General features: G+C 49.3%; 5 protein-coding genes. 4 read left to right on the top strand and 1 reads right to left on the bottom strand.

Going from position 1 to position 23852, the window contains the following annotated elements:
• Nucleotides 1–147: 147 nt before the first annotated feature.
• From ACJJI4_RS12490 to ACJJI4_RS12475, 4 genes are all read left to right on the top strand, one after another.
• On the top strand, nt 148–13203 hold the full coding sequence (locus ACJJI4_RS12490) for an isopeptide-forming domain-containing fimbrial protein (RefSeq protein WP_444925355.1): 13056 nt from the start codon (nt 148–150) through the stop codon (nt 13201–13203).
• Entirely contained in the window at nt 13203–18395 is a 5193-nt protein-coding gene (locus tag ACJJI4_RS12485) for an OmpA family protein (protein WP_444925354.1), read from the top strand. The genes ACJJI4_RS12490 and ACJJI4_RS12485 overlap by 1 nt, the downstream gene beginning before the upstream one ends.
• Before the next feature lie 315 nt (nt 18396–18710).
• Nucleotides 18711–20084, top strand: coding sequence for an MFS transporter (locus ACJJI4_RS12480; RefSeq protein ID WP_444925353.1), 1374 nt, complete (start codon nt 18711–18713; stop codon nt 20082–20084).
• 246 nt (nt 20085–20330) lie between these two features.
• On the top strand, nt 20331–22109 hold the full coding sequence (locus ACJJI4_RS12475) for a sulfatase-like hydrolase/transferase (protein WP_444925352.1): 1779 nt from the start codon (nt 20331–20333) through the stop codon (nt 22107–22109).
• Nucleotides 22110–22289: 180 nt separating this feature from the next.
• Here the strand turns inward: ACJJI4_RS12475 and ACJJI4_RS12470 are convergent, their stop codons facing one another.
• Nucleotides 22290–23516, bottom strand: coding sequence for a hypothetical protein (locus ACJJI4_RS12470; protein WP_413662556.1), 1227 nt, complete (start codon nt 23514–23516; stop codon nt 22290–22292).
• Nucleotides 23517–23852: the final 336 nt, after the last annotated feature.

The following is a 23852-nucleotide window of genomic DNA, read 5'->3' as shown; positions in this document are numbered from 1 at the left end:
CAAAAGTTCCACTTGCTAGCTGGCTAATTATGACTTGTTTCACGGCTACCTAAGTGGGTTGTAATTAAAGTTCGCCCACCGTGGAGTGTCTGGTGTAAATGCCAGATTTATCTCCAAATATCTGTATTAGAAAGTGGCGGCCGTTAAGTGATAATAAAGTCGGAATTTGTTGAGCAAAAATCCTGCAAGTCTGTGATTGTTGGATTTTTATTGGTCTGTGCGGCGATCCTATTAGCTGCACCGCAGGCATTTGCTCAATCTAGCTGTCCTTCTATTACCGATGATCCTGCAGGGTTCAATATTCTCAGTCACCGCTCCGGCCAAAGTTGGTGCGTTTTATGTGGTGATGGACAGGTAACCATCGAAGTTGATGTGCCCAGTATTTTCAGTGGCCTATCAGGTACTCAGTCCATTCAGAATATCGTTATTAGGGAGAACCTCGGGTCCTCCGGTCTCGAGTATGTGACTGGCTCTACTTCAGTGAGTTCTGGGTTTGTTCTGGGTGAACCCACTATTAGTGGTACCACAATAACTTGGGATCAAAATGACCTGTCGGCACTCGCTGAGCGCGACGAAAATACTACCTTGACGATTACCTTTAATGTGCGCAGTCAGGATGACGAAGAGGAAGAGCTGGTTCTTAAGAATCGCACCTTAAATGCTACCGCAACTTTTGATTACTGCAGTTACCCCACCACTACAGATACTCACAGCATGGAGTTGGCGATCCGTGAGCCGGAACCCTCCATGGACAAGCGGGGCCGTAATATTGATGCGGCGCAAACGAACTACACCAATAATGTCTATGGCAATATTGAAGATGATGTGATCTGGCGTATTCGTATCTCAAATGATGGTGACGCGGATATGCAGGATGCGCGTTTTGATGATTTGATGTCCAACCCCAACATGGATATCAATTACGCTTGTCCGAGTGAAAGTGCCGCTGAAGCTGTTGCCAATAATAATGGTGTTGCGCCCGGTGGCAGTAGCTGTGTTTCCGCAAGTAATTCTATTAATAACTTTGAGCTGGATGGTAACTTTTCCAGTGGCTCAGGGCGCACTGACGTTCCGTCTGGTGGCAACCTGGATATTTATTTAGTAGGTAAAGTAAATACTTCCTGTAGCAATGGCACTAATACAGTGTCAGATTTACAGTGGGGTTGTGAGATTGATGGTGATACGGGTGTGGGCGGTATTTCAAGCCCTGCAGAAGCCTCAGATCCAGGCTCTGATACTTCGGAAATGCGTGTTGAGGTTTTAACTGATCTCACTATTACCCAGGAGATTACCGGTACCAACTTGAATCAACCTCTCGGTGCTTCCGGTTACGTTACTTTAACCGTAAATAACCGGACGGGTGGCTCGGTAAGAGATATCCAGTTTGTCAGCGATCTGCCCGATGAGTATGTGGTTGATACCACCTTTACACCGGAAATTACCCGAGAGCGCCGCGGTATTGATAGCCATAGCGCTAACTACGGCTCAGACTATGACGGCAAAGTTGATACTCTGGAATGGCGTGTGGGCTCTAACTGGAATCAATGGGATACGGATCCACTTAATAACAACCAACCGGAATTCCGCTTGTTGAGTAGTACAGTTCACTCGGTATACTCAGACCAAGAGCACATGATGCGACATGGAGATGAAATTCAAATTCGTTTCCGCATCGTTACGATTGAGCCCGACTTCTATGACCTGGATGCGGACCTGGATGTAGAGGAAGAGTCTTCCACCACCAGTACTGATCCTAATAGTAATATCGCTCTGGCAAACAATGTTCTCACTATTGATTACGAGGACTTTTGTTCTTCAACCAGCCCTGCTACTCAGGTAGATACGGAATCGGTTACGCCCGATCCCGAAGACCTGGATGTTAGTACTGTTCACCCCCTCTATATTGTTCGCGATAGTGGCACTTCAGAACTAACAGTGGATATCACCAATAATGGTGGCCACGATGCGAATGATTATTCAGTGTATGTCACCTTCGGTGAGGCGATGAGGGTATTGTCTAACGACCGCAGCTGTACGGCGTTGGGCAATCCGAATGTAGGCACTGTACCTCAGCACCCTGTATGGAACCAGCCGGATTACTTGCCAGATTCCTCAACAGTGTATCGCTGTGACAGTGGTGATCTTGGTGGTGAAATTGGACCCGGTGATACAGAGCGGGTGATTTTTGTGGTTGAAAAGAATCACTCGGCCACCGATGACGACCTGACTTTCCGCGCGGATGTGGTCGGTGAGATCACTTTGAATGATGGTACACCTCTGTACTTTCCGAGCCCTGCCGTAATTCCCGAGACAACACCAAGCTTGCAGCTGGCCAACAACTACACCCTTGATGGTATGCGCGCGCGGGTAATGGGTTTTAACCTGGTCAAGGACCGTTCCGATGAATGTACCGAGCTGACCAGTGAAACTGCTTTCCCAAATAGCAGTGTATTGATTGGTGAAGAGTGTAGTTTTGAAATTCAAGCCGGTGGTTGGTTTGGATTTGATACACCGGGATTTACTTTGATTGAAGTGAAGGACATTGATGTTATCGATGACCTTCCCGACGGCCAGGGCTATATTGCGGACTCACCGCTAAATTGTTCAGACGTCAGCCTTCCTGATCCCACCTCTCAGGCAAATTGTGTGGTTATTTCGAGCAGTGATATTGTCGAAGGCGGTGGTCTAAATAACTCTCTGAGTGAGACAGATTTACAGTGGGATATTACTACCAATATTACAGCGAAAGATCGCTGGTTCCTTGCGGATATGACAACCCGCTTGTTGAATGATCCAGTGGATACAGAAAACACTGATCCGAATCAACACGCAAATGACAGTATCGATTACGCTCGCGCCCAGTTTACTGCGGTTTTTGATACTGAAACGATTATCGTAGATAACTACAATACCAGTGGAACCCTGACCAATATTGATGGTGTTCCAACCACGGTCCCCGGTTTCCCAGATATTACTGAATGGTCGGAATCTGTCACTGTTACTGAACCCTCGATAGAAGTCGATAAAAAAGTCTGTAATGAAAATCTCTACGGCACTGGAACAAGCTGTAGCAATTTTGTGGATTTTACTGACGAAGGGCACCGGGACCAGACTTATATCTTCCGTCTCACGGTGACCAACCGGGCTGCGGATAGCGGTGTTGATCGCGCTCCTGCATACGATGTTGTAGTAACTGATACCCTGGATTCTTCCGGCCAGATGTGTGTGCAGGCAATGGATTCCGATAGCCTGGATAACGATGCTGATGGCAGTTCGGAAACTGTCAGTGGCGATGATGGCTTGGTGGGAATTACCTCCGGTGCAAATAACTATTCAGAAGCTACCCACTGTAGTGATAGTGGTACTCCGGCTATTATTACTTTTTCCTATGAGCATTCCACTGCCCTTGAGCGAATTAACCCGGGTGACTCCGTAACCCTGTATTACCGTGTGAAACCACACCAGTCAGTGGCACCACTACAGCTATTTACCAATACTTTCTTTGCTCGCTATGACAGCTTGGAAGGCGATTTTGGTAATCAGACTTCCCCGCACATTGACAGTGACACGGACAATGATGGTGTCGGTGATGGCGCTCCCGAAGCAGGACGGGCGCGTCACTACCAGTCTGGCAATGCCGAAGCGCAGATGCAGATTATTGAGGTGAAGGCGGAGCCGAAGAAAGCCCTTGAGTTTTCCAACGGCACTGCTAGTGGAACCAGCAGTGATACAGCGGTTGTCGGTGAAGAGGTACGTTACGAACTGATAGCACAGATTCCGGCTGCGAAACTGCGAGACTTTGTGATTCGTGATGAGTTGCCGGCAGGTATGCGCTGTATCGAAGGGGAGACCATCGATTTAAGTGCCTCCCCTTATGATGCCGCTGGCTTTGTACCGGGAGGTACTTTTAATGCTACCTGTACCAGCACGGGTACCGCAGATTACGTTGAGTGGGATTTTGGTGATCAGGAACTCACCACCGTATCCGGTAGCCTGTTTGATTTTCCGGTAGAGTTTATTGCCCGTATTGAAAACAGCAGTAACACCAATGACGGTGATGTTTTGGGTAATGGCGGCAGCTATACCTCTGCGCAAGTTACCTATGTGGATGAGTCCGGTGCGGCGGTGGCGGTGCCATTTGATGCCCATGAAATAACAGTACTCGAGCCACAAATACAGCTGACCAAATCCTTTGCTGTTACCAATAGTGATGCTGACGATATTTTGACAGTCACGGTTATAGCAGAAAATATTGGCAGTGCCGATGCCTACAACTTGCAGGTGCTCGACGATCTCACCGGTAGCAATCTTATTTACCTGGGCAATGTGGGCGGCAACGATCCCCCCAATAATGTCGATGTCACTACGGTGGGCACCAATGCCCCCATATTTAGCTGGAATCGCAGCAATAGCGATTACACCATTGCGGTTGGCGATACAAAAATATTCACTTTTGAAGTCCAGGTAGAGCAGGGCGTTGAGCCCCATGAAATCCTGGACAACACCATTGAGGCCCGCTGGCAATCCCTACCTGGTATAGATGTTGCCCTTAATAGTAGCAACTCTATTGGCATTGATGGTGCCGCTGACGGCATGCGTATTGGTGTTTTGCCTAATGTAGGCGATCCCATCAACGATTATGAAACCACTGCCAGCGCCCAGACCGAAGTGCTGTCTTTGGCGTTGACTAAAACGGATTTGGACACCTCGGTAGTCCCCACCATCGGTGCCCATAAACAATTCCAACTGGAGATTAGTTTACCGGAAGGTATCAGTGAAAATGTAGTTATCACTGATCAGCTGGGTAGCCCCGAGGGTTATGTGCTCTCTCACAATGCTGACTACGATATCACTTACGATTTTGTCGGTATTGAAACTATTAATGGCAGCGCGCCGTCTGAATCGGCCTTTAACAGTTTTCCGGGGGATAATACTTCCGGAAATGCTACCTGGGATATCGGCACCGTCGATACCAGCAGTGAAAATGACACGGCCGGAAGCACAATTGCTCCGCTGATTCGAATTACCTATTTTGCCCGCATCGAAAATGATCTCGCCACTAATGATGGTGACAATCGCCAAAATAATGCCGCGCTTACTTACAGCAATGGGGAAAGTGGCAGCACAGAAAATATCAACGACAGCACAAATAGTGTAACGGTAGTAGAGCCGTTACTCGAGATTAGCAAGACAGTGACTAATGCCACCAATCCCGGCAATCTGCCGGTGGGTGGTGACGTGCTGGAATATGTTATTACTGTGGAGCACGATGCGGGCTCCAGTGCTGCAGCTTATGAGCTGAATTTAGTCGATACGCTGCCTTCAGAGTTGACCTTTGACAGCAGCTTTACACCCACCGCAGAAATAGGCGGTACCGCAGTATCCGGCTTTGTCGCCACACCAGCGGCAGCTCCAGCAGGTCCACTCGTATGGGGTCGTGACAATGGCGATAACAGTCTGGATTTAGCGCTGGGTCAAACTCTGGTGCTCACCTACCGAACCCAGGTTACAGGCGTTTTTGGTTCGCCTATCAGCAACAGTGTGATGCTGGACTGGACCTCCCTGGACGATGGCAGTATCAATGACCAGGCCTATGAGCGCGACGGTGCTGGATGCCCCAGTATTTCCGCACCTGATGATTACTGTGTTGGTCCTGCAGAAGCCAGTATCAATACGGTAGACAATACCAGTATTATAAAAACAGTAATTGCCGATACAGATACCACTACTGCTGTGGGCACCCTGCGTGTTGGCGATACTGTCACTTACCAGCTCACCCTGAATTTACAGGCGGGAACAACACCAGCGGTAACTATTGATGATGCGCTGCCCAGTGGTTTGGAATTTGACACTGTTGTCAGCGTGAATGGGGATACCACTGCTCCCTACGACGATAGCCTGAATGATTTTACCTATTTAGCGATTTCGGTTCCCACTGCCGGCGATACCGGTACAGTTTCCTGGGATCTAGGGGATATCACCAGTAATTTCGGTAATACCAATAACTTTGTTATTGAGTACACCGCTAAAGTAGTGGCGGGTTCGGGAATCACCGCGCCTACAACAACCCTGACCAATACGGCCCAGCTAAATTACACCGGTGCAGCCAGTACCTTGCAGGACAGCGCCGATATTACTGTACTGCAACCGGTGATCGACAATCTCACCAAGGCCGATGCTACCTGGCCCAGCTCCCATATGAATGTGGACCCGGCCAACGATACTATGCAGTTTACCCTGCAGGCCTGTAACTCGGGTCTTGCCCCCGCCTACAACCTATCGCTAACTGACGATTTAGCAACGCAAATGGATGAGAGTTCCATTGCCAATCTCCAGGTGAGCCTCGACGGTACTGTACTGACACAGGGAACAGACTACACCTATAGTGCGCCGGCAACACGGGGTGATGATATGGGCTTCGATTTCCTGGTGCCGGTTGAAGCGGGCACCTGTTTGGAAATCAGTTACCAGATCGGTTTCTATACAGATATTAGTGGCGGTGAAAGCTGGGTTAACACTTTTACCGTCGATGAATTCTGGTCGCTGGAAGCTAGTAATGGCGAACAGTACTCTGCAGTTACTTTGGGCACTCCCTATCCGATGGGCACTGTTGCGACCAGTGTGACTGCTCCACAAAAAACACTGCAAACAGCGACTACTGCAGCTGTTGGTGACGAGGTTGTATACCAGATACAGGTCCCCGGTAGCGGCACCACCTCGGCCATTCACGATATTGAAATTTCCGATGTATTAGACCCCAGCTTAGAGCTGGTGCAATTGCAGGAAATTAATGGGCTTACCTACACCGATAATACCAGTGGCAATAATATCGATCTGGCAATCGATATTATCCCAGCCGGTACCGTGGCAATTTTTGAAGTTCGCGCCCGGGTTGCCAACAATGCTACAGCCCAGGCTGGTCACAGCTTTGAAAATGTGGTGACTTATTTTTATGCCGCGACTGATGGCGGCACTTCTCAGTCCGGAGGCACCGGCACTGCAGCGACACTCACCATCGTCGAGCCAGAGATAAGTGCAATTGCCTCTGTCGTAAATCAAACCAATCCCGGTAACGATCCGGATGCGGGCGATGTACTGCGTTTTACCTTGGACCTTAGTGCTGCGGGTGATGCGGAAAATTCTGCAGCTTACGATCTTTCGGTTAATGAGTTGTTATCCCTGGGGCTTGAGTTTGTACCGGGCACCGTGACTTTTGCCGGAGCGTCCCAGGCAGATCCCACCGTAACTGGTGACGGAATTATTACTGCGCAAAACCTGGTTTGGGATCGGGCCAATAGTGATCTGGATATTGCCGCTGGTGATAACAGTGAACTGGTCTTCGATGTGGTTGTACTCGACAGTGTACAGCCGGCGGCGGCGCTGTCCGCAACTGCCAACGTGGAATGGACCAGTCTCGATGAAGATAACAGTAGTATTTATGAACGTAACGGTACTGATGGCAGCGGCGGCCTGAATGATTACTTGCTGGAAAATATTGCTGCTCAGCTAGATGCTGCCAATGACAGCACAATTAGCAAAATCCGTTCAGATGACAGCTATGGTAGCGCTGACGAGCAATTGCGAGTGGGTGATTTGGTTGAATACCAGATTACCCTCTCCCTACCAGAGGGCACGGCCTCCAATGGGCTTATTGTCGATACTTTGCCCCAGGGAATGGTGTTTGTAAGTACACTTTCAATTAATGGCCAGACTTCTGCACCATATACTGCTGCGGCGCCCTTTACCCACACCGATATCGCAGAACCAGTGCAGTCTGGTGACCCTTCTACTGGTGCCACTACGGTTACCTGGAGCATTCCCGACCTGGTCAACACGGGTGATAACGATACCAGCAACGATGAATTTGTTGTGCGTTACCTTGTCCGGGTTCTCAATGAGGATTCCCACCCCTGGCCGGCAATGAACACCGCGCTGATCAATACCGCAGAGTTTGGTTTTGATGCCGCCACAGGAGCCGAAACCCGCAGTGATAGCGAAACACTGGATCTGTTACAGCCGGACCTCGCCGTAGCCATAAGCTCAACTCCTGCGGATGGCAGCACGCTTTCCGCCGGCGATACCATTGAATATACCGTTACGATAACCAACAACGGTTCTTCACCAGCCTATGATCCGGTATTCCGCGATGTGATTCCTTTAGGTCTGCGCCAAGGGGGAGTCAGTGTCCAGTCCCTCACGGTAAATGGTGCCGCAGCAACAGTGGTTGCGCCTACTTTCGATAGTAGTAATGGCGAAGCCGTTTGGGATTTTGCCGCAGGTACGGGTTACGGAATCAACGCTGGTGAGTCCATGGAAATGGTATATCGCGTTGAAGCGGATTCTAATTTGGGGGCTGGACTTAGTCTGCAAAATGCGGCCTATGTTGAAGTTTATTATTCGCTTGATGATAACGATTTGCCGTCTCTGAATTCCGTGGCGGTCACTGACGATTTACGTGAGGAGTATGGCCCGACTTCTCCGGTGAGTGTCCAATTTAATACTCCCAATGCCGCGCCACTATTGATTGAAGTTACCCAATTAACAGCTTCCATTGGCGAGCCGTTTAACTATCGCATTACCATCCCGGAAACGGTGCAGACCACGGCGCTTCACGATGTCACTGTGCTGATGGATCTGACTACGTCTGCTGCGGATCTGGAATTTGTCAGTGCCAGTAAAGTATCTGGCAGTGCATCTTTCACTCCGGAAAATAACGGCAGCTCCACCAGTCTCAGTATTGCAGATAGCACTAGCGGAATTGATGTGCCCGCCGGCGAGCAAGTCATTATTGATGTAACCCTGCGACTGCTGGATATGGACCCGCCGAATGTGGACGGTTTGAATTTTGCCACCACTGCCAGCTACAGCTACAACTACGATAATGATAATGCCTCTGCGGGGCAGGGTGCGGGTAGCGGCAATACTACGGCGGACATGACAGTAGTAGAGCCCACGGCTATTACCCTGACTAAAACTGGCCCCACCAGTGTCCAGTCCGGTGTAGGCGGTACCTTTACTTTAGATTTGCACAATACCGGTACGGGCCCGGCCTGGGATATTAGTGTTACCGATATTTTGCCGGATAATAATCCCGGTGGAATGTGTGAAACGGCCCCGGCCAATTTCACCGCGCAAATTACTGACAGCGCCGGCACCACGACGGCCACCCTGACAGAGGGTTCCGACTTTAGCGCGGTATTCGATAACGATAGCTGCACCCTCACAATTACCTCCATCGGCCCAGCGGCAATGCTGGATGCGGATTACCATCTGCTGATTGGTTACGATGCCTATTTGGATGCCGACACCGTGGATGGGGATACGCTGACGAATATTGCTGGTGTTACTCAGTGGCACAGCTGGGATAGCAGCCTCACTGAAGTTCGCCAGTACACCCGTGCGGCGCCCACCGATGGCACTCCCGGTGTGCTGGATCATGAGGATGCTTATTCGGTTAGCGCCTCCGTACCGACAGTGACTTTCTACAAAGCAGTGGAAAATATCAGCCGTGGAGAAAACCCGGCCACTGCCGCCAGCCCCACGGAAGTTTTACGTTACACATTGACTCTGACCAATACGAGTGGTGTTGATGTGAGCGGAGTCGAGATTACCGATGACCTGGGTCGATTAAATAATTCTGCACTGTTTGAATCGGGCACTTTACAGTTGGTAAGTGCTCCAACTGGCAGTGACAGCAGTGCTATCGATGCTTCTGCCGGTACCTGGAATAGTGGCTATCTGGAAGTCAGTAATCTGGATCTTACGGCGAGCGGTACCACGGGAGATTCTATCCAGATTGTTTATGAAGTTACCCTGGCAGCAGTTATTGATAGTGGGACCCAAGTCTTCAACCAGGCCCAGGCTCAGCTTCCGGGGCAATTACTGCAAGACAGTGATGATCCCAACATCAATGGCACCGATGATCCGGATACGGCGGGTGATGAAGATCCTACAGAAGTACTGATTGAGTCAGAGCCATTACTGGTGGTAGAAAAAACGTCGGCAGATATGACTAATGATGCTGATCTGCTGATGGTTGGGGATACCTTGCGATATACCATTACCGTGGAAAATGCCGGCAATGAGAATGCGATCAACGCCCTGATAATGGACCAGGTTCCGGCAAATACAACCTATGTCAGTGGTTCTACCACCCTCAATGGCTCCACAGTGTCTGATGTCAGCGGCACCTCTCCTCTGGCTGCAGGTATGAGCATTAATACCGATGGTGAAGCCGATGGTTTTATCGGCGCAGCGGCCAATGGCGCACCTGCAGTGGTCATCACCTTTGATGTCACCATTAATGACGTTAATGATGGCACCGTTATTTCAAACCAAGCGTTTGTAAATGGTGAAGGTGCGGGTAGCGGTACTTTTGATGAAGTGCCCTCCGATGATCCGAATACCGATGCTCCCAATGATCCCACGATCGATATTGTTGGTGATGTACCCCTGTTAATTGCCCACAAGACTGTGGAGATTGCCGAAGACTATATTTCCGCAGGGATTGTCGATCCGGGTGATGTACTTCGCTATACCATCGCAATCACCAATATGGGTGGTGTAGATGCTCTCGAAGTAGCGCTTACCGATCAGGTACCAAATGACACTACTTATGTTGCTGGCACCACCACTTTAAATGGTGAAGTGGTCGCGGATAACGGTGGTGGTAATTCACAGTTGGATTCTGCCCTACCGGTTTCATCCGATGACCTGACTCCGCCGCTACCGGGAGCCAATGAAGGCATTATTACCTCGGGTCAAACTGCCACTGTCACATTTGAGGTAATGGTGAATGCTGGCACTCCGACAGGCACAGTTATCAGTAACCAGGGTAGTGTCGAAGCAGATGAGTTGGCACTTACCCTGACCGATGCAGATGGCAACCCAGCCAATGGTGCACAGCCAACTGACGTTGTCGTGGGTGATGCCCAGTTGCTCTCCATTGTGAAAGAAGTTGCGGTTGTCGGTGGCGGTGCCGCAGAAGCGGGTGCGGTATTGGAATACCTGGTAACCGTCGAAAATATCAGCGGTGTCCCAGCAACTTATATTGAGATCACCGATGACCTGGCGATAGCCGGAGATGGAGTTCTTACCTATATCGCTGATTCGGCCATGCTCAACGGGCAGACCGACGGAATAACGGTTGTCGACACGCTAATCACTGCAGACTACGCCACAACTTACGGTGATTTGGAACCGGGAGAGATGGTTACTCTGCGTTTCCAGGCGCAGATGTCAGAAAACCTGGATTATGGTTTTACTGTAGTGAATACCGCAGAAGTACAGTGGAATGATCCGGCCTCCAGCGCTCAGGCTAGTGTTGCCATTGACGTTGGCGGTACCCCGGGCATTGCCAACCTGGCTGGTTATCTGTGGCACGATGTGAATTTCAATGATGCCTTGGATACGGATGAGAGCCTGCTGCTTAATTGGGCGGTAGACCTGTATTTCAATGACGAATTGATGGAAACAGTTCAGTCTGATGAAAATGGTTACTTCCAGTTCCAGGGGCTCGTACCGAACAGCTATGGTGGCCTTAGCTATGAAATGCGTTACACCGCACCAGATGCTACTGAAAGTACAGCTTCATTGGGTAACTCTGTTTCTGATTTCACCAACGGCCCGCAGTCCATTAGTGAAATTTATGTAGATTCGGGAGCGAACCCACAGGACTTGAATTTGCCTCTAACACCCAATGGCGTGGTTTACGATTCAGTAACCCGCTCCGCCATTGAGGGTGCCACCCTCACTATGTTGAGGGTGAGTTCCGGTCAGGAATTGCCTGCGCGTTGTTTTGATGATGAGAAACAACAAGGGCAGGTAACCCAGTCTGGGGGTTACTACAAGTTTGATATCAACTTCAGCGATGCAGCCTGTCCATCCAACGCGGACTACCTGATTCAGGTGGATATCGCGGATGAGGATTATGTGGGTGGTGAATCACTGGTAATTCCTTCTCAGACAAACAGCGAAACTGCCGGTTTTGATGTGGCCGGTTGCCTGGGCAGCAACGCCGATATGGTTCCTGCGACCGCAAATCACTGTGAGGTGCAGGAATTGTTCTCTCACCCCTCTCTTGATGTCGAGGCGCGGGATGCGGCAACGGACTACTACCTGCGAATGACTTTGGATGATGGTCAGATTCCAGGGGAAAGCCAGCTGTTCAACAACCATGTCGCCATGGACCCGGAGTTGGAGGGAGCGCTTTCTATCACCAAAACTGCGGCCATGCTCAACGTAACCCGCAGTCAGTTGGTTCCTTACACCATTACTTTTGGCAATACGCTGCCAATTCCACTGACAGATCTACAGCTAGTAGATTACTTCCCCGCAGGCTTCAAATATGTTGCGGGCTCGGCGCGCCTTGATGGAGAAGCGGTTGAGCCTGAAAGCGAAGGTCTGCAATTGAGGTGGTCAGGCCTGCGCGTGGAAGCGGAAGAAACCCGTGTATTGAAATTGCTATTGGTTGTGGGTTCCGGTGTGGGCGAGGGCAAATATGTGAACCGCGCCCGTATGTTTAATCAGCTCTCTGGACAGGCAGCCTCTGGTGAGGCCTCAGCCACTGTGCGCGTGGTGCCCGATCCCACCTTCGACTGTACCGATGTTATCGGCAAAGTGTTTGACGATAAAAATATGAATGGCTACCAGGATGAAGGCGAGGGTGGTTTGCCGGGTGCTCGAGTGGTGACTGCTACCGGCCTGAATGCTACTGCGGATTCCCACGGTCGATTCCATATTACCTGCGCAGTGGTGCCGAATGGGGATCGAGGTTCCAATTTTGTGCTCAAGCTCGACGATCGCAGCTTGCCAAGCGGGTATCGTCTCACCACTGAAAACCCGCGTGTGCTGCGAGCCACCCGAGGCAAGATGCTGAAGTTCAACTTTGGAGCCAGCTTGCACCGGGTAGTGCGCCTGGATATTGCCGAAGCGGTATTTGAACCGGGCACAACAGAATTGCGCCCGCAATGGCATTCCCGAATGGATTTATTGTTGGAAAAACTCAGTGAAGCTCCCTCTGTTTTACGCCTTGCCTATCTTGGGGAGAATGAAGATCCGGATCTGGTGGACGAGCGTCTGCAGGCAATTAAAGATCAGGTCGCCCAGGACTGGGAGAGCCGTGAAGGTGACTACGATTTGACCATAGAAACTGAAGTTTTCTGGCGCCGCGGAGCGCCTCCTGGTAAAGGAGGTTTGAAGTGATGTCCTTTGCAAAACGGAATCGTGACCGGCGAGCTTGCTCGATAAATACTGCCGCGAAGACGACCCGCTTTTTCCCCCGGCGGGACTGCCGTCTCGCCACTGCGATCGCGTTAGCATTGACACTTCCAGCGCAGGCCCAGGAAGCGAGAGCGCAAGTAGATGAGCCTAGTTGGTGGCAGGTTTGGCAAAATATTCCGAGCCTGAGTTCCGAAGAAAGTGAAACCCAATCTGAACTCGAAGAGCAGTCGATCGGCAGTAATACAGAAGGTATGCTGCTGCGCGCACCTACAAATCAATGGTTGCAGGATGCGACTCAATTTGTTGCGCCGCTGGACCCGATTGTGGTGGAAGATTTTATCGATCCAATCCTGTTCTATGGCGTTGAGGATGAAATTCCTCTGGAGACAGTGGAGTTACTGAGCCAGACCTTGAATGACTTGGGTGAGACGCCCAATTTTAAGCTGCACTTTATTGGCCATACAGATTCCGATCCCCTTACCGGGGAACAGGTAGCAGACTTTGCCAGCAAAGAAGAATTTACTTTGGCGCGGGCCCAGTTCGTGGCGGACTTCCTTCAAGAGGCCCTTGAACTACCTGAGCAAATGATTGTTGTTGAAGGGCGGGGGGATATAGAACCCACAGCGGATAATATTACTACCGCAGGTCGAGAAGAGAATCGTCGAGTACAGGTAAAAGTAACCTACGACGCCCTGGATGAAAAAGCCATGGCGGACCGTGCCCGTGCGGAGGCATTGTTGCTCAACCGGGTTAAAGTATGTCGCCAGGAAACGGTGTGCAGACTTACATATGCCGCAGGAAGTGAACAGCGGGCACGACTCAGAAACCTGGTGGCGCCACTTAGGATGGAGTCCGGGCAAACAGAATTACCGGAAGCCTTCATTCGCCGTATCCGCGAGGTTCGATCCAACCTTGCCGATAAAAATAATCTGGTTATTCACTTAATTGGTCATACCGACGCCCGCCCCCTGGATGTAAGTGAAAATCCGGAAGCCCAACAGAGAGCTTATCAGGAGCGATCCTATGGCGAAGCCCGCCGTGTCGCTCAGGCTCTGGGTTCTGCACTGAATTTGCCTGCGGCTATGGTCACCAGCAGTGGCAAGGGGGCAAGTCAACCAATAGCGGCCAATGATACGTCGAAAGGCCGAGCCCTCAACCGTCGGGTAGAAGTGGAATTTTGGTATGACGACCCATTGGAAGTCGCTACAGATTCTGTTCAGGCCTGTCCGGAAGCTGCCGCTGCGGAAACTCTCACCATTGCCTACGAGTCTGCCGGTGGAAAACTGTCGCCGATTCGTTTTGATAATGGCGATCCGATTATCAGTCAGGCACAGCTGACAAAAATACGTGCGGCCATGGCTGAAATTTCCAATAAAGCGAATGTTCGTCTGAGCTTTATTGGCTACAGTGATAACCAGCGTATGGATCGCCGCGAAGCGATGGTTTACAGCGATGACCAGGGATTGTCCGGTGCCCGCGCTCAGCGCGCTATGACACAGGTACAGGAATTACTGAATCTCGAAGACACCCAGGTGGAGTTTGAGGGGCGCGGCTACGTCCAATCTGCGGATGTAGTGAGCAATGGCTTTGAGCAGCGGGATGGCGCCAGGGTTGAGGTCGAAATCCTGTACGATGAACTGGCAATTCTTACTGAAAGTGATCGCTTGGAAATCGAGCGCATTAATCGTGAAGCCATAGCCAATAATCCCTACGCACTTAACTTAATGCGTATCACTGTCGATGGCAGCCCGGAATACGACCCCTATAAAAACTCGGCGGACTTACAGCGCTGTACTGATGTGGCGTTGCAAGAAGCGAATATTCAATTTCGCTTCGACAATAAAAAAATGCAACCGCGCCTGAATGTGACAGCGTGGCCCAATACTATCCGTTACGCAGATAACCCGGATACCGACCTGGCAGAGAACCGGGTATTTTTCAGTAGCTATACCAACTATCCCTCTTTTATTAAAAGTACCGAAGTGCGATTGTTTGAAGAGGGACAGTCTCTGCGCGATACACCTCTGGCAATTGTACCGCTGGATCACTTTGGCAAAGGGGAATGGCATGCAGAATTTTCTGAATTCCAGGCGCCTCTAAAAAAATTACACTACGTACTGCGTGCCTATGACAACAAGGGCCGCTATGACGAGACTACGGAACAGACCCTGTGGTTGGTAGATCAAATTGAAGAGTCTGCAGAAAATGAAGATATCGGTAGGGAATTATTAGTAGGCTACGGCGAGAACCGCTTAGCACAGCGGAACATCCCTCTGGATGGTAACAGTGTATTGGTTAATGGCACTCAGGTGCCGTCCGGGCACACCGTATGGTTAGCGGGCAATCCGGTACCGGTCGATAGTCAAGGCCAGTTTATCGCCGAGCAAATTTTTGAGCCGGGCATGCATACGGTTGAAGTGGCGATACTCGATGATGAGGGTAATGGTGAACTTTTCCTGCGGGATTTGGATTTTGCCAAAAACGACTGGTTTACTGTAGGTATTGCCGACCTTACCGTGGGCTACGATAAAACCAATGGCCCAGCAGCCCTGGTTACCGGTGATGAAACTCACTATGACAATTCAGTAAGCTACGATGGCCGTCTGGCGTTTTACACCAACGGCGGTTTCGGGGAAGGCTGGCGCCTGTCGGCCAGTGCCGATACAGAAGAGGGCCCGGTAGTGGATCTGTTTTCCAACTTTATGGAAAAGTCTCCCGATGCCTTGTTCCGCCGCCTGGATAGTGATTTGTATTACCCGACGTTTGGCGATGACTCCACCGTAGTTGAAGACGCCCCCACGTCAGGCAAGTTTTATGTGAAATTGTCCAAGTACGATGACTACGGTCTCTGGGGTAATTTCAAAGCCAACTACGCCGATAATGAGCTCGCTCAAATTGACCGAACGCTCTACGGCGGTAGCGGTCACTTTGAAACCGATGCGATGACCAGCTTTGGTGAGAAGCGCTTTCAAATAGATGCCTTTGGAGCAGAGCCGGGAACCATTGCCGGGCGCGATGAGTATCGTGGAACCGGTGGTTCCCTGTATTACCTCCGTCACCAGGACATTTCCAGCGGCTCGGAAAGTTTACGAGTAGAAGTTCGGGATAAAGATTCCGGGCTGGTGCTCGCAGTTAAGACCCTTACCGCAGTAGTTGATTACGACATCGACTATATCCAAGGGCGTATCCTGCTTAACAGCCCCTTATCTTCTCTGGCAAATGATGAACTGCTCATTGAAGATGGCGCTTACAACGGTAATCCCCAATACCTGGTAGCACGCTACGAATACACACCAGGTTTTGAAGAAATGGACACCCTGGCTGTCGGTGGGCGTGCCCACTACTGGTTGGGCGATCACGTCAAATTGGGCCTCAGCAGTATTCAGCAGGACGAAGATGAAAATGAAAGTTCCTTGCAGGGTATTGACCTGACTTTGCGTAAAAGCGCCAGTAGTTGGGTAAAAATTGAAGTGGCCGACAGCGAGGGCAGTAATCTCGATAGCGTCAGTTCACTCGATGGCGGCTATACCTTTGATGACGAAAGCCTGGATTCCACGGTTGCTGCCAGTGCAACTAAAGTGGAAGGCGTTTTACAGCTGGGAGATTTCTTCGAGAGTTTGCGTGGCTCTGGTAATTTCTACCATCAAGAGCGTGAAGCGGGTTTTTCCGGTCCAGGCCAATTTGTGGATGGCGATACCATTCAATATGGCGGTGGCGTTAACCTGCCGATCGGCGAAAGTTTTGATGTAAGAATCAAAGCCGACACCAAAGAGGAAGAGCAGGGGTTGCAAACCAATGCCATGGACTTGATGCTCGGCTACCGCATCAATGATCACTGGCGACTCACCTCCGCAGTTCGCAATGATAGCCGTGAGGATGAATCCGAAGTTGTCGCTGCTACCCAGACCGAAGGGGATCGCACAGATGTTGCTGTCGAGGCGAGCTACGATTCCGGTGAGAGTTGGAGCGCCTTCGGTTTTGTTCAGAATACGATGGAAGTGACCGGTACCCGCGAAGAGAATAATCGCATCGGCCTTGGTGGCGCTTATCGGGTAAGTGACCGTTTGACAATGGACAGTGAAGTTTCCGGTGGTGATACTGGCACAGCTGCCCGACTCGGTACGGACTTTCTGGTGACTGACAGAACCAGCCTCTATATGAATTATGCGCTGGATAATGAGCGCAGCGATACCGGTGTGCGTGCACGCAAGGGCAATATGAGTACCGGCTTCCGCAGTCGCTATTCTGATACGCTAAATATTTACGGTGAGGAGCGCTATAGTCACGGTGATGTTTCCACTGGCCTGACCCACGCCCTGGGTATGGATCTGGCCCCCAATGACCGTTGGACCTATGGCACTACCCTGGAGGCGGGCACACTCGAAGACCCGGATACAGGAGCCAAGACCGAGCGCAATGCCATGGGCTTTAATCTGGGCTATGGTTTGGATGCTATACGCATCGCATCCGCGCTGGAATACCGTACGGATATATCGGAAACGGTATCGGGCGAAAATACTGTATCGGAAACTGAGCGTAATACCTGGCTATTAAAAAATACCTTTAACTACCAGTTCACTCCGGACTGGCGCTTGGTAGGTAAGCTCAATTATTCAGACAGCAAAAGTTCGGAAGGTGAATTCTACGATGGTAAATTCACCGAAGCGGTAATGGGTTATGCCTACCGCCCGGTAAACAATGACCGGCTGAATACCCTGATGAAGTACACCTATTTCTATAATGTGCCGACTCAGGATCAGGTTACTGTTGAAAATACCTCCACTGAATTTATCCAGAAGAGTCATATCTTTTCGATAGATGCCAGTTACGATCTCAATCGACAGTGGACTTTGGGTGGCAAGTACGCCTATCGTCTAGGCCAGTTGAGCATGGATACGGAAGACCCAGAGTTTTTCGATAGCCGTGCGAGTCTCTATGTACTGCGTGCCGATTGGCATTTTATCAAGCGCTGGGACCTCCTCTTGGAAGCACGTCTGCTCGATTTACCCGATGCCCAGGATAGCAAGAGCGGCGCCTTAATCGGCTTGTATCGCCATGTTGGCGACCACCTTAAGTTGGGGGTGGGCTACAACTTTACCGACTTCTCTGATGACCTCACCCAGCTGGACTATGACAGTCATGGGGTGTTTATTAATATTATTGGCAAGTTGTGATTCTAGGGCCCGGTACAAGCTGGGCCTTAATTCTTATCCCTTTCGTTTGAGCTTCAAACAATAATGTGGAGTTATTAAAACGCAAAAGAGTCGGGTTTTTTAATCCCACTATTTAACTCCACTTTTAAGTAAAGAGTAAATGACGTTATTAGCCGTCACTAGACGGATTCAGCCAGTAAGCCTCCCAATCTACTTGTCTACGTATCAACCGTCGCCAGATGCAATATATGGAGCTATACAAGCTATGAGACTCTTCCTCTGACCCCATGGACTAGAGTGTCACTAAGTAGGGCCTTAGAGAGCTTGTATCGAAAAATGACAAAAATGAAGAGTATCTCAGAGGGGCAAATCTGGGGACTGTTTGTTCTCTTTTTATCAGTATTTTTGATCGCCAGCGATTTCACCGCCTTTTCACCAGCTCTCCCCGCTATCGCCAAAGACTTTTCTGTCCGCATCTCATTTGTGCACTGGGTAGTGAATGCCTATGCCTTGGCCTATGGAGTCATTATTGTGACCAGTGGGCGTTTGGCGGATATCTATGGGCGTGAAACTGTTTTCTTAATTGGTGTTGGTATATTTTCTTGCTCATCGCTATTGGGAGGGTTTGCGAGTGAGGTAGGGGTGCTGTTAATCGCCAGGGTATTGATGGGGTTGGGAGGTGCATTAGCCTGGTCGGCAATGCTGGGAATGGCTTACACACTGTTGCCATCTGATCGCGCAGGATTTGTTGGGGGCTTTGTTTTGGCTGCATTAGGTGTGGCTACTGCTTGCGGGCCTGTTATTGGAGGAGTGCTGTCAGATTTTTTGAGCTGGCGCTGGATTTTATTTTTGAATATCCCTATTGCTATCTTTGTGGTCGTTTTTTACGTATTGAAGTACCCGTCAGAGCGCTTTGAGAAAAAAGACGAACGAATTGATTACTTGGGCGTGTTAACTCTCTCCGTATCCCTTTTCCTGTTTTTGTTGGCTCTTGATTTAATGACTCAGACAGGTATTTCTCGACTCTTGGTTTTCTGTCTTCTGGCAATATCTTTATTGGCTGCGATAACTTTTGCTTTTGTTGAAGCTAGAATGGCAGATGATGCTCTTATTCCAGCGAGCTTGGTGAGAAATCGTGTGTTTATGGCATCAGGAGTTAGTGTGTTTTTTGTCGCTATCGCCTTCTTTGCAACCCTTGTCTATATCCCTTTACTTTTTATTAGCGTGCATCATTATTCTGCATTTCAGGCCGGATTGGCTTTGTTGCCAGCTATGGTCTCTTCTGGCGTTTTTGCATTTGTATCTGGAGCAATTCATGAGCGGTTTGGCCCCAAATTACTGCTCTGTTCAGGCGCCCTGGTGATGAGTCTGGGGCTTTTTATGCTTTCGGTTCACGGTCATCATATTGTCTACCCAGTCTTTGTGCCGGGCATGTTATTGATTGGCATTGGGTTAGGTATATTTAGCCCTGCCGCTGTGACTGCCGCAATAACTTCTGTGGAGGCCAGTAAATCCAGTTTATCTGGTGCTGTTGTCTATATGTTCCGTTTTTTAGGTGGTGCTGTGGGTTTGGGGATCAATTCAGCCATATTGGCGTCAGCGCCGGATATTGCCACCGGTGTGAACCGGGCACTACTGGTAGATGGATTTATTGTCCTTATAGGGTTCTTGATTGCAATTTTCTTCTTTCAGGAGCCCCAGAGAAGGTAATTAACGCGCTGCTTAGATTCCTCTTAGGCAATACGGTTTCTTATCGGTCTTTAGGAGCGTGTTTCCTATTTTCATTCTCTCTAAATGTTGACTGCAAGGGATAGGGCGAGTGGTCGGGGCTATCCTTCAACAAGTATTAGCGATGTTAACTCGTATGGGTTGTTAGCCGTTTAATATTGGCGGCTCAGGAAGGGCTGAGTTCTTAGAGATTGCTAATAGTAAATTTATACGAAATGGATCTCGGATATGAAATTGTCTTGGTTGCGGTTCTTGGCTGATAATTCTTTTGTTGTATCTCTTGCTGTAATCTTGATGGTGTCAGGCCCCATTGCTCTGGCAGAGAATTTACGGGGAAGTACTACGGGGCCAACTTCTGCACCAGGATACAGCCATCCGGATCAATTTTTGCATTTAAAGCCTGTAAAGCTGGCTGACAATATGTATCCCGTAATCCAGCATCCGCAAGAGGAAAAGCAAGCTAGACAGAAGCTGGCTCTTTTGGAGGAGAAGTTTGGAAAAAAGCCTAACATATTGATTTTCTTACTTGATGATGTGGGCTGGATGGATGTTGGTTTTAACGGAGGAGGAATTGCTGTCGGCAATGCTACACCCACCATGGATAAGTTGGCGAATGAGGGGCTTATCTTAACCTCTGCCTATTCAACACCTTCATGCTCGCCAACACGGGCTACGATTCATACCGGCCAAAATCCGCTACACCATGGAATCCTACGCCCCCCTATGTACGGTGAGGCTGGTGGCTTGGACGGAGCGGTAACTATGCCGGCGGTACTCAAAAAGTTAGGCTACGTGACCCAGGGGGTCGGTAAATGGCATATGGGAGAGAATAAGGGCTCACTACCGCAGAATATTGGTTATGACGATTACCGAGGGTTTCTCGGTGTATCAGATATGTATACGGAATGGCGGGACGTTTATTTCAATCCAGAAGTGGCGCTGTCTCCAGAGCGCTTTGCCATGATGCAGAAGGAGCCATTTAGTCATAGTGAGGTTCATTGCACGCCGCAGGACACGGAACGGTGTGAAGATCTCCATCTGATTGACCTGGACACTATCAAGGTGCTCGATGACCAGTGGATGGATTACAGTGTAAATTTCATTAGGCAAATGAAAAGCTCTGAAAAGCCATTCTTTTTGTATCACGCCCCCCGAGGTTGCCACTTTGATAATTATCCATCTGATAAGTGGGCAGGGAAATCGCGAGCTCGTACAGTATATAGCGACTGTATGGTACATATGGATTATGTACTTGCACAGCTATTTAGTGCTTTGCAGGAAACAAACCAGCTGGATAACACTCTGATTTTCTTCACCTCGGATAATGGCCCCGAGTGCGAGGTTCCCCCTTATGGCCGAACCCCTTTCCGGGGTTGTAAAGGTACGAGCTGGGAGGGTGGAGTAAGAGTGCCGACATTTGCCTATTGGAAGGGGATGATAGAGCCGCGCCGAACTGAAGGGTTGTTTGATCTGGCTGATCTCTTTAACACAGCAATTTCAATAGCGGGCAAGCCCGGTAGGGAGGTGGCAAGTTTTGTTAGTGAAGATCGATATATCGATGGTATCGATCAAACGGGAATGCTGTTGGCGGATAATGGCCAGTCTGCACGCCGTAGTCGGCCCTATACGATGAATCAGTATTTTTCTGCCATGCGTATTGATGAGTTCAAATATGTATGGACGGCAGAAATCGAAAATGGTGTCGTACAGAGGGGAAACTGGGGCGGGTTCAGTGGTCCCATTTTTGTTGAGAGTGGTGGGGCAATATTATTTAACCTTTATTCCAATCCTCAGGAAGATGTCAGTATCGGTGTACGTCATTTGCCAATGCTTGTACCGGTGATGACAACAGCAGGGGACTACATGAAAGAACTCATTAAGTATCCCCCACAATTCAAGATCGGTTTTATATCCAACAATCCGCCAATCTATGACCTTTTACCTCAAGCCAAAGAGAAGTTAGAGCAGTTTGAGAAAGAGGGTACTGGTAAGTATCCCTGGCCTTAGAGTTGAACCCTGAAATGTAGCTTTAACTCTACGAGTGGATTTATGCTTGAGCCGTTTAAGTATGTAATATTTTGACGGCTATTAAACAGGGTGGCGGGAGCCATTCTCTTGAGATACAGGCCTCGATAGATCAAACAAAATGGCCGGCCTCGCTCGTGATTCTGGAGGCCGGCCTGTGGATTATTGTAAGATTGTGCCGGTGTTGCTAGTGCCCACTTGCGTAGCGGTTGCAGAGTTCCCAGATGTTGCCTGGGTGGTATCATGGGTGTTTGTTGTGCCCATTTGCATAATGTTGGCGGTATTCATCGTCATTGATTGGTTAATCGTAACCGTATTAGAATCTCCAATCTGTTCCACATCGGCAACCAGTAAATCTCCAATCTGGAATAGCGTAGAGGAATTACTTAAGCCATCCTGTTCGATCTCAGCATCGTTACTGTCACCAAATTGAATGGCAAAAACCATATTGGTTGTACCCAGTTGTTCGGCAAAAAGGTTATTACCGAGGCCGTCCTGCTGTCCAAGATCAGCATCGTTTGAATCGCCATCCTGTATTAGCTCGGCAGTACCACCGGTAGATGTAAATTGTGTTATGAGAGAGGTATTACCTGTCCCTAACTGGATTGTACTCTGAATATTCCCCGATCCGTTGGCGACCTGAAAAAAGGTAGCCATATTTGATGTGCCATCCTGAAATATGGTGGCGGTGCTAGAAGTTTCACTTGACTGGGTACCGCCTACGTCATTAGTCGTTCCCAGTTGGATGACAACAAGTCCATTCCCCGAAGAGTTTGATTGAATAATAGATCCAGTGTTTGAATCACCATTCTGGGTGATTGTGGCAGTATCGAGGGAGGAATTGAGTTGTGTTGTGGTGAATTGGTTGGAAGTGCCAATTTGTGTGGTTGTCGAAGTTACCGATGTGGTATTGGTTTGAGTGGCATCGAATAAATTAGTTTGACCGTTTTGCAGTACAGTAATTGTCGATGTGATCGCATTATCTTGCTCAATCGTCGAAACGGTATTGTTGTCGCCAATTTGGGTACTGTTGATAACACTATTTGTAGAGTTGGTTATCTGTGATGTGGTTGATGAATTGTTGTCGCCGGTTTGAGTGAATATCGCGAAGTTGCCCGACGTGGTGGGGTCAGCTTGGTTGGCTGTTGCTGTATTCCCGGTGCCATTTTGATTGACAATCGTGGTATTGGCGACAGCATGCGCGCTGATTGCTAAAGCAAGTGCCGAAGCAATATAGGTGTAAGTTTTCATATCTACTTCCTTACAAATCAACATATTAATCTTTATCAAGCGGATTACCGCCTGCTTGTCGATTTGGGACTCTGCGGAATATCTGGTTAGGCAAAGACGGCTCTCAAATCCCTGGGTAATTACTTGAATTGTTCCCATCCAAAGTTACTGCTGACACCCAAGATACTACCGTTAAAATGATATTGGGTGATGGTGTAGGATGACCTAACGATTTTCGGTCAGGTGAGCAGTATTTTCCTTGGGATTTAACTATCAATCTACTGAGAAGAAATCCCTAAAGAGATAGTTGCAGGCCTATATTGCAGCTTGTCTTGTGTAAAAAAGAAGTGACTAATTACGTTAGTCATTTCTTTTATACATTTAAAATAGGGGCGGGGAAAAACCTGGGGGCTTTAATTGTTGAAAGATTTACTATAGCAAAGTAAATATCACTATATCATCAGGTATGGCCGGCTCCAGCTTGAGTCTCACAGG

The organism is Microbulbifer maximicatervae (SeqCode), from assembly GCF_052467305.1.
The sequence above is the reverse complement of the archived record's forward strand: the minus strand, read 5'-3'. Positions and strand labels throughout refer to the sequence as shown.

Bases quoted from the DNA above. Each gene is read 5' to 3' on its own strand.
- ACJJI4_RS12485 (WP_444925354.1), top strand. From the start codon at position 13,203: ATGTCCTTTGCAAAACGGAATCGTGACCGGCGAGCTTGCTCGATAAAT.
- ACJJI4_RS12480 (WP_444925353.1), top strand. From the start codon at position 18,711: ATGACAAAAATGAAGAGTATCTCAGAGGGGCAAATCTGGGGACTGTTT.
- ACJJI4_RS12475 (WP_444925352.1), top strand. From the start codon at position 20,331: ATGAAATTGTCTTGGTTGCGGTTCTTGGCTGATAATTCTTTTGTTGTA.
- ACJJI4_RS12470 (WP_413662556.1), bottom strand. From the start codon at position 23,516: ATGGGAACAATTCAAGTAATTACCCAGGGATTTGAGAGCCGTCTTTGC.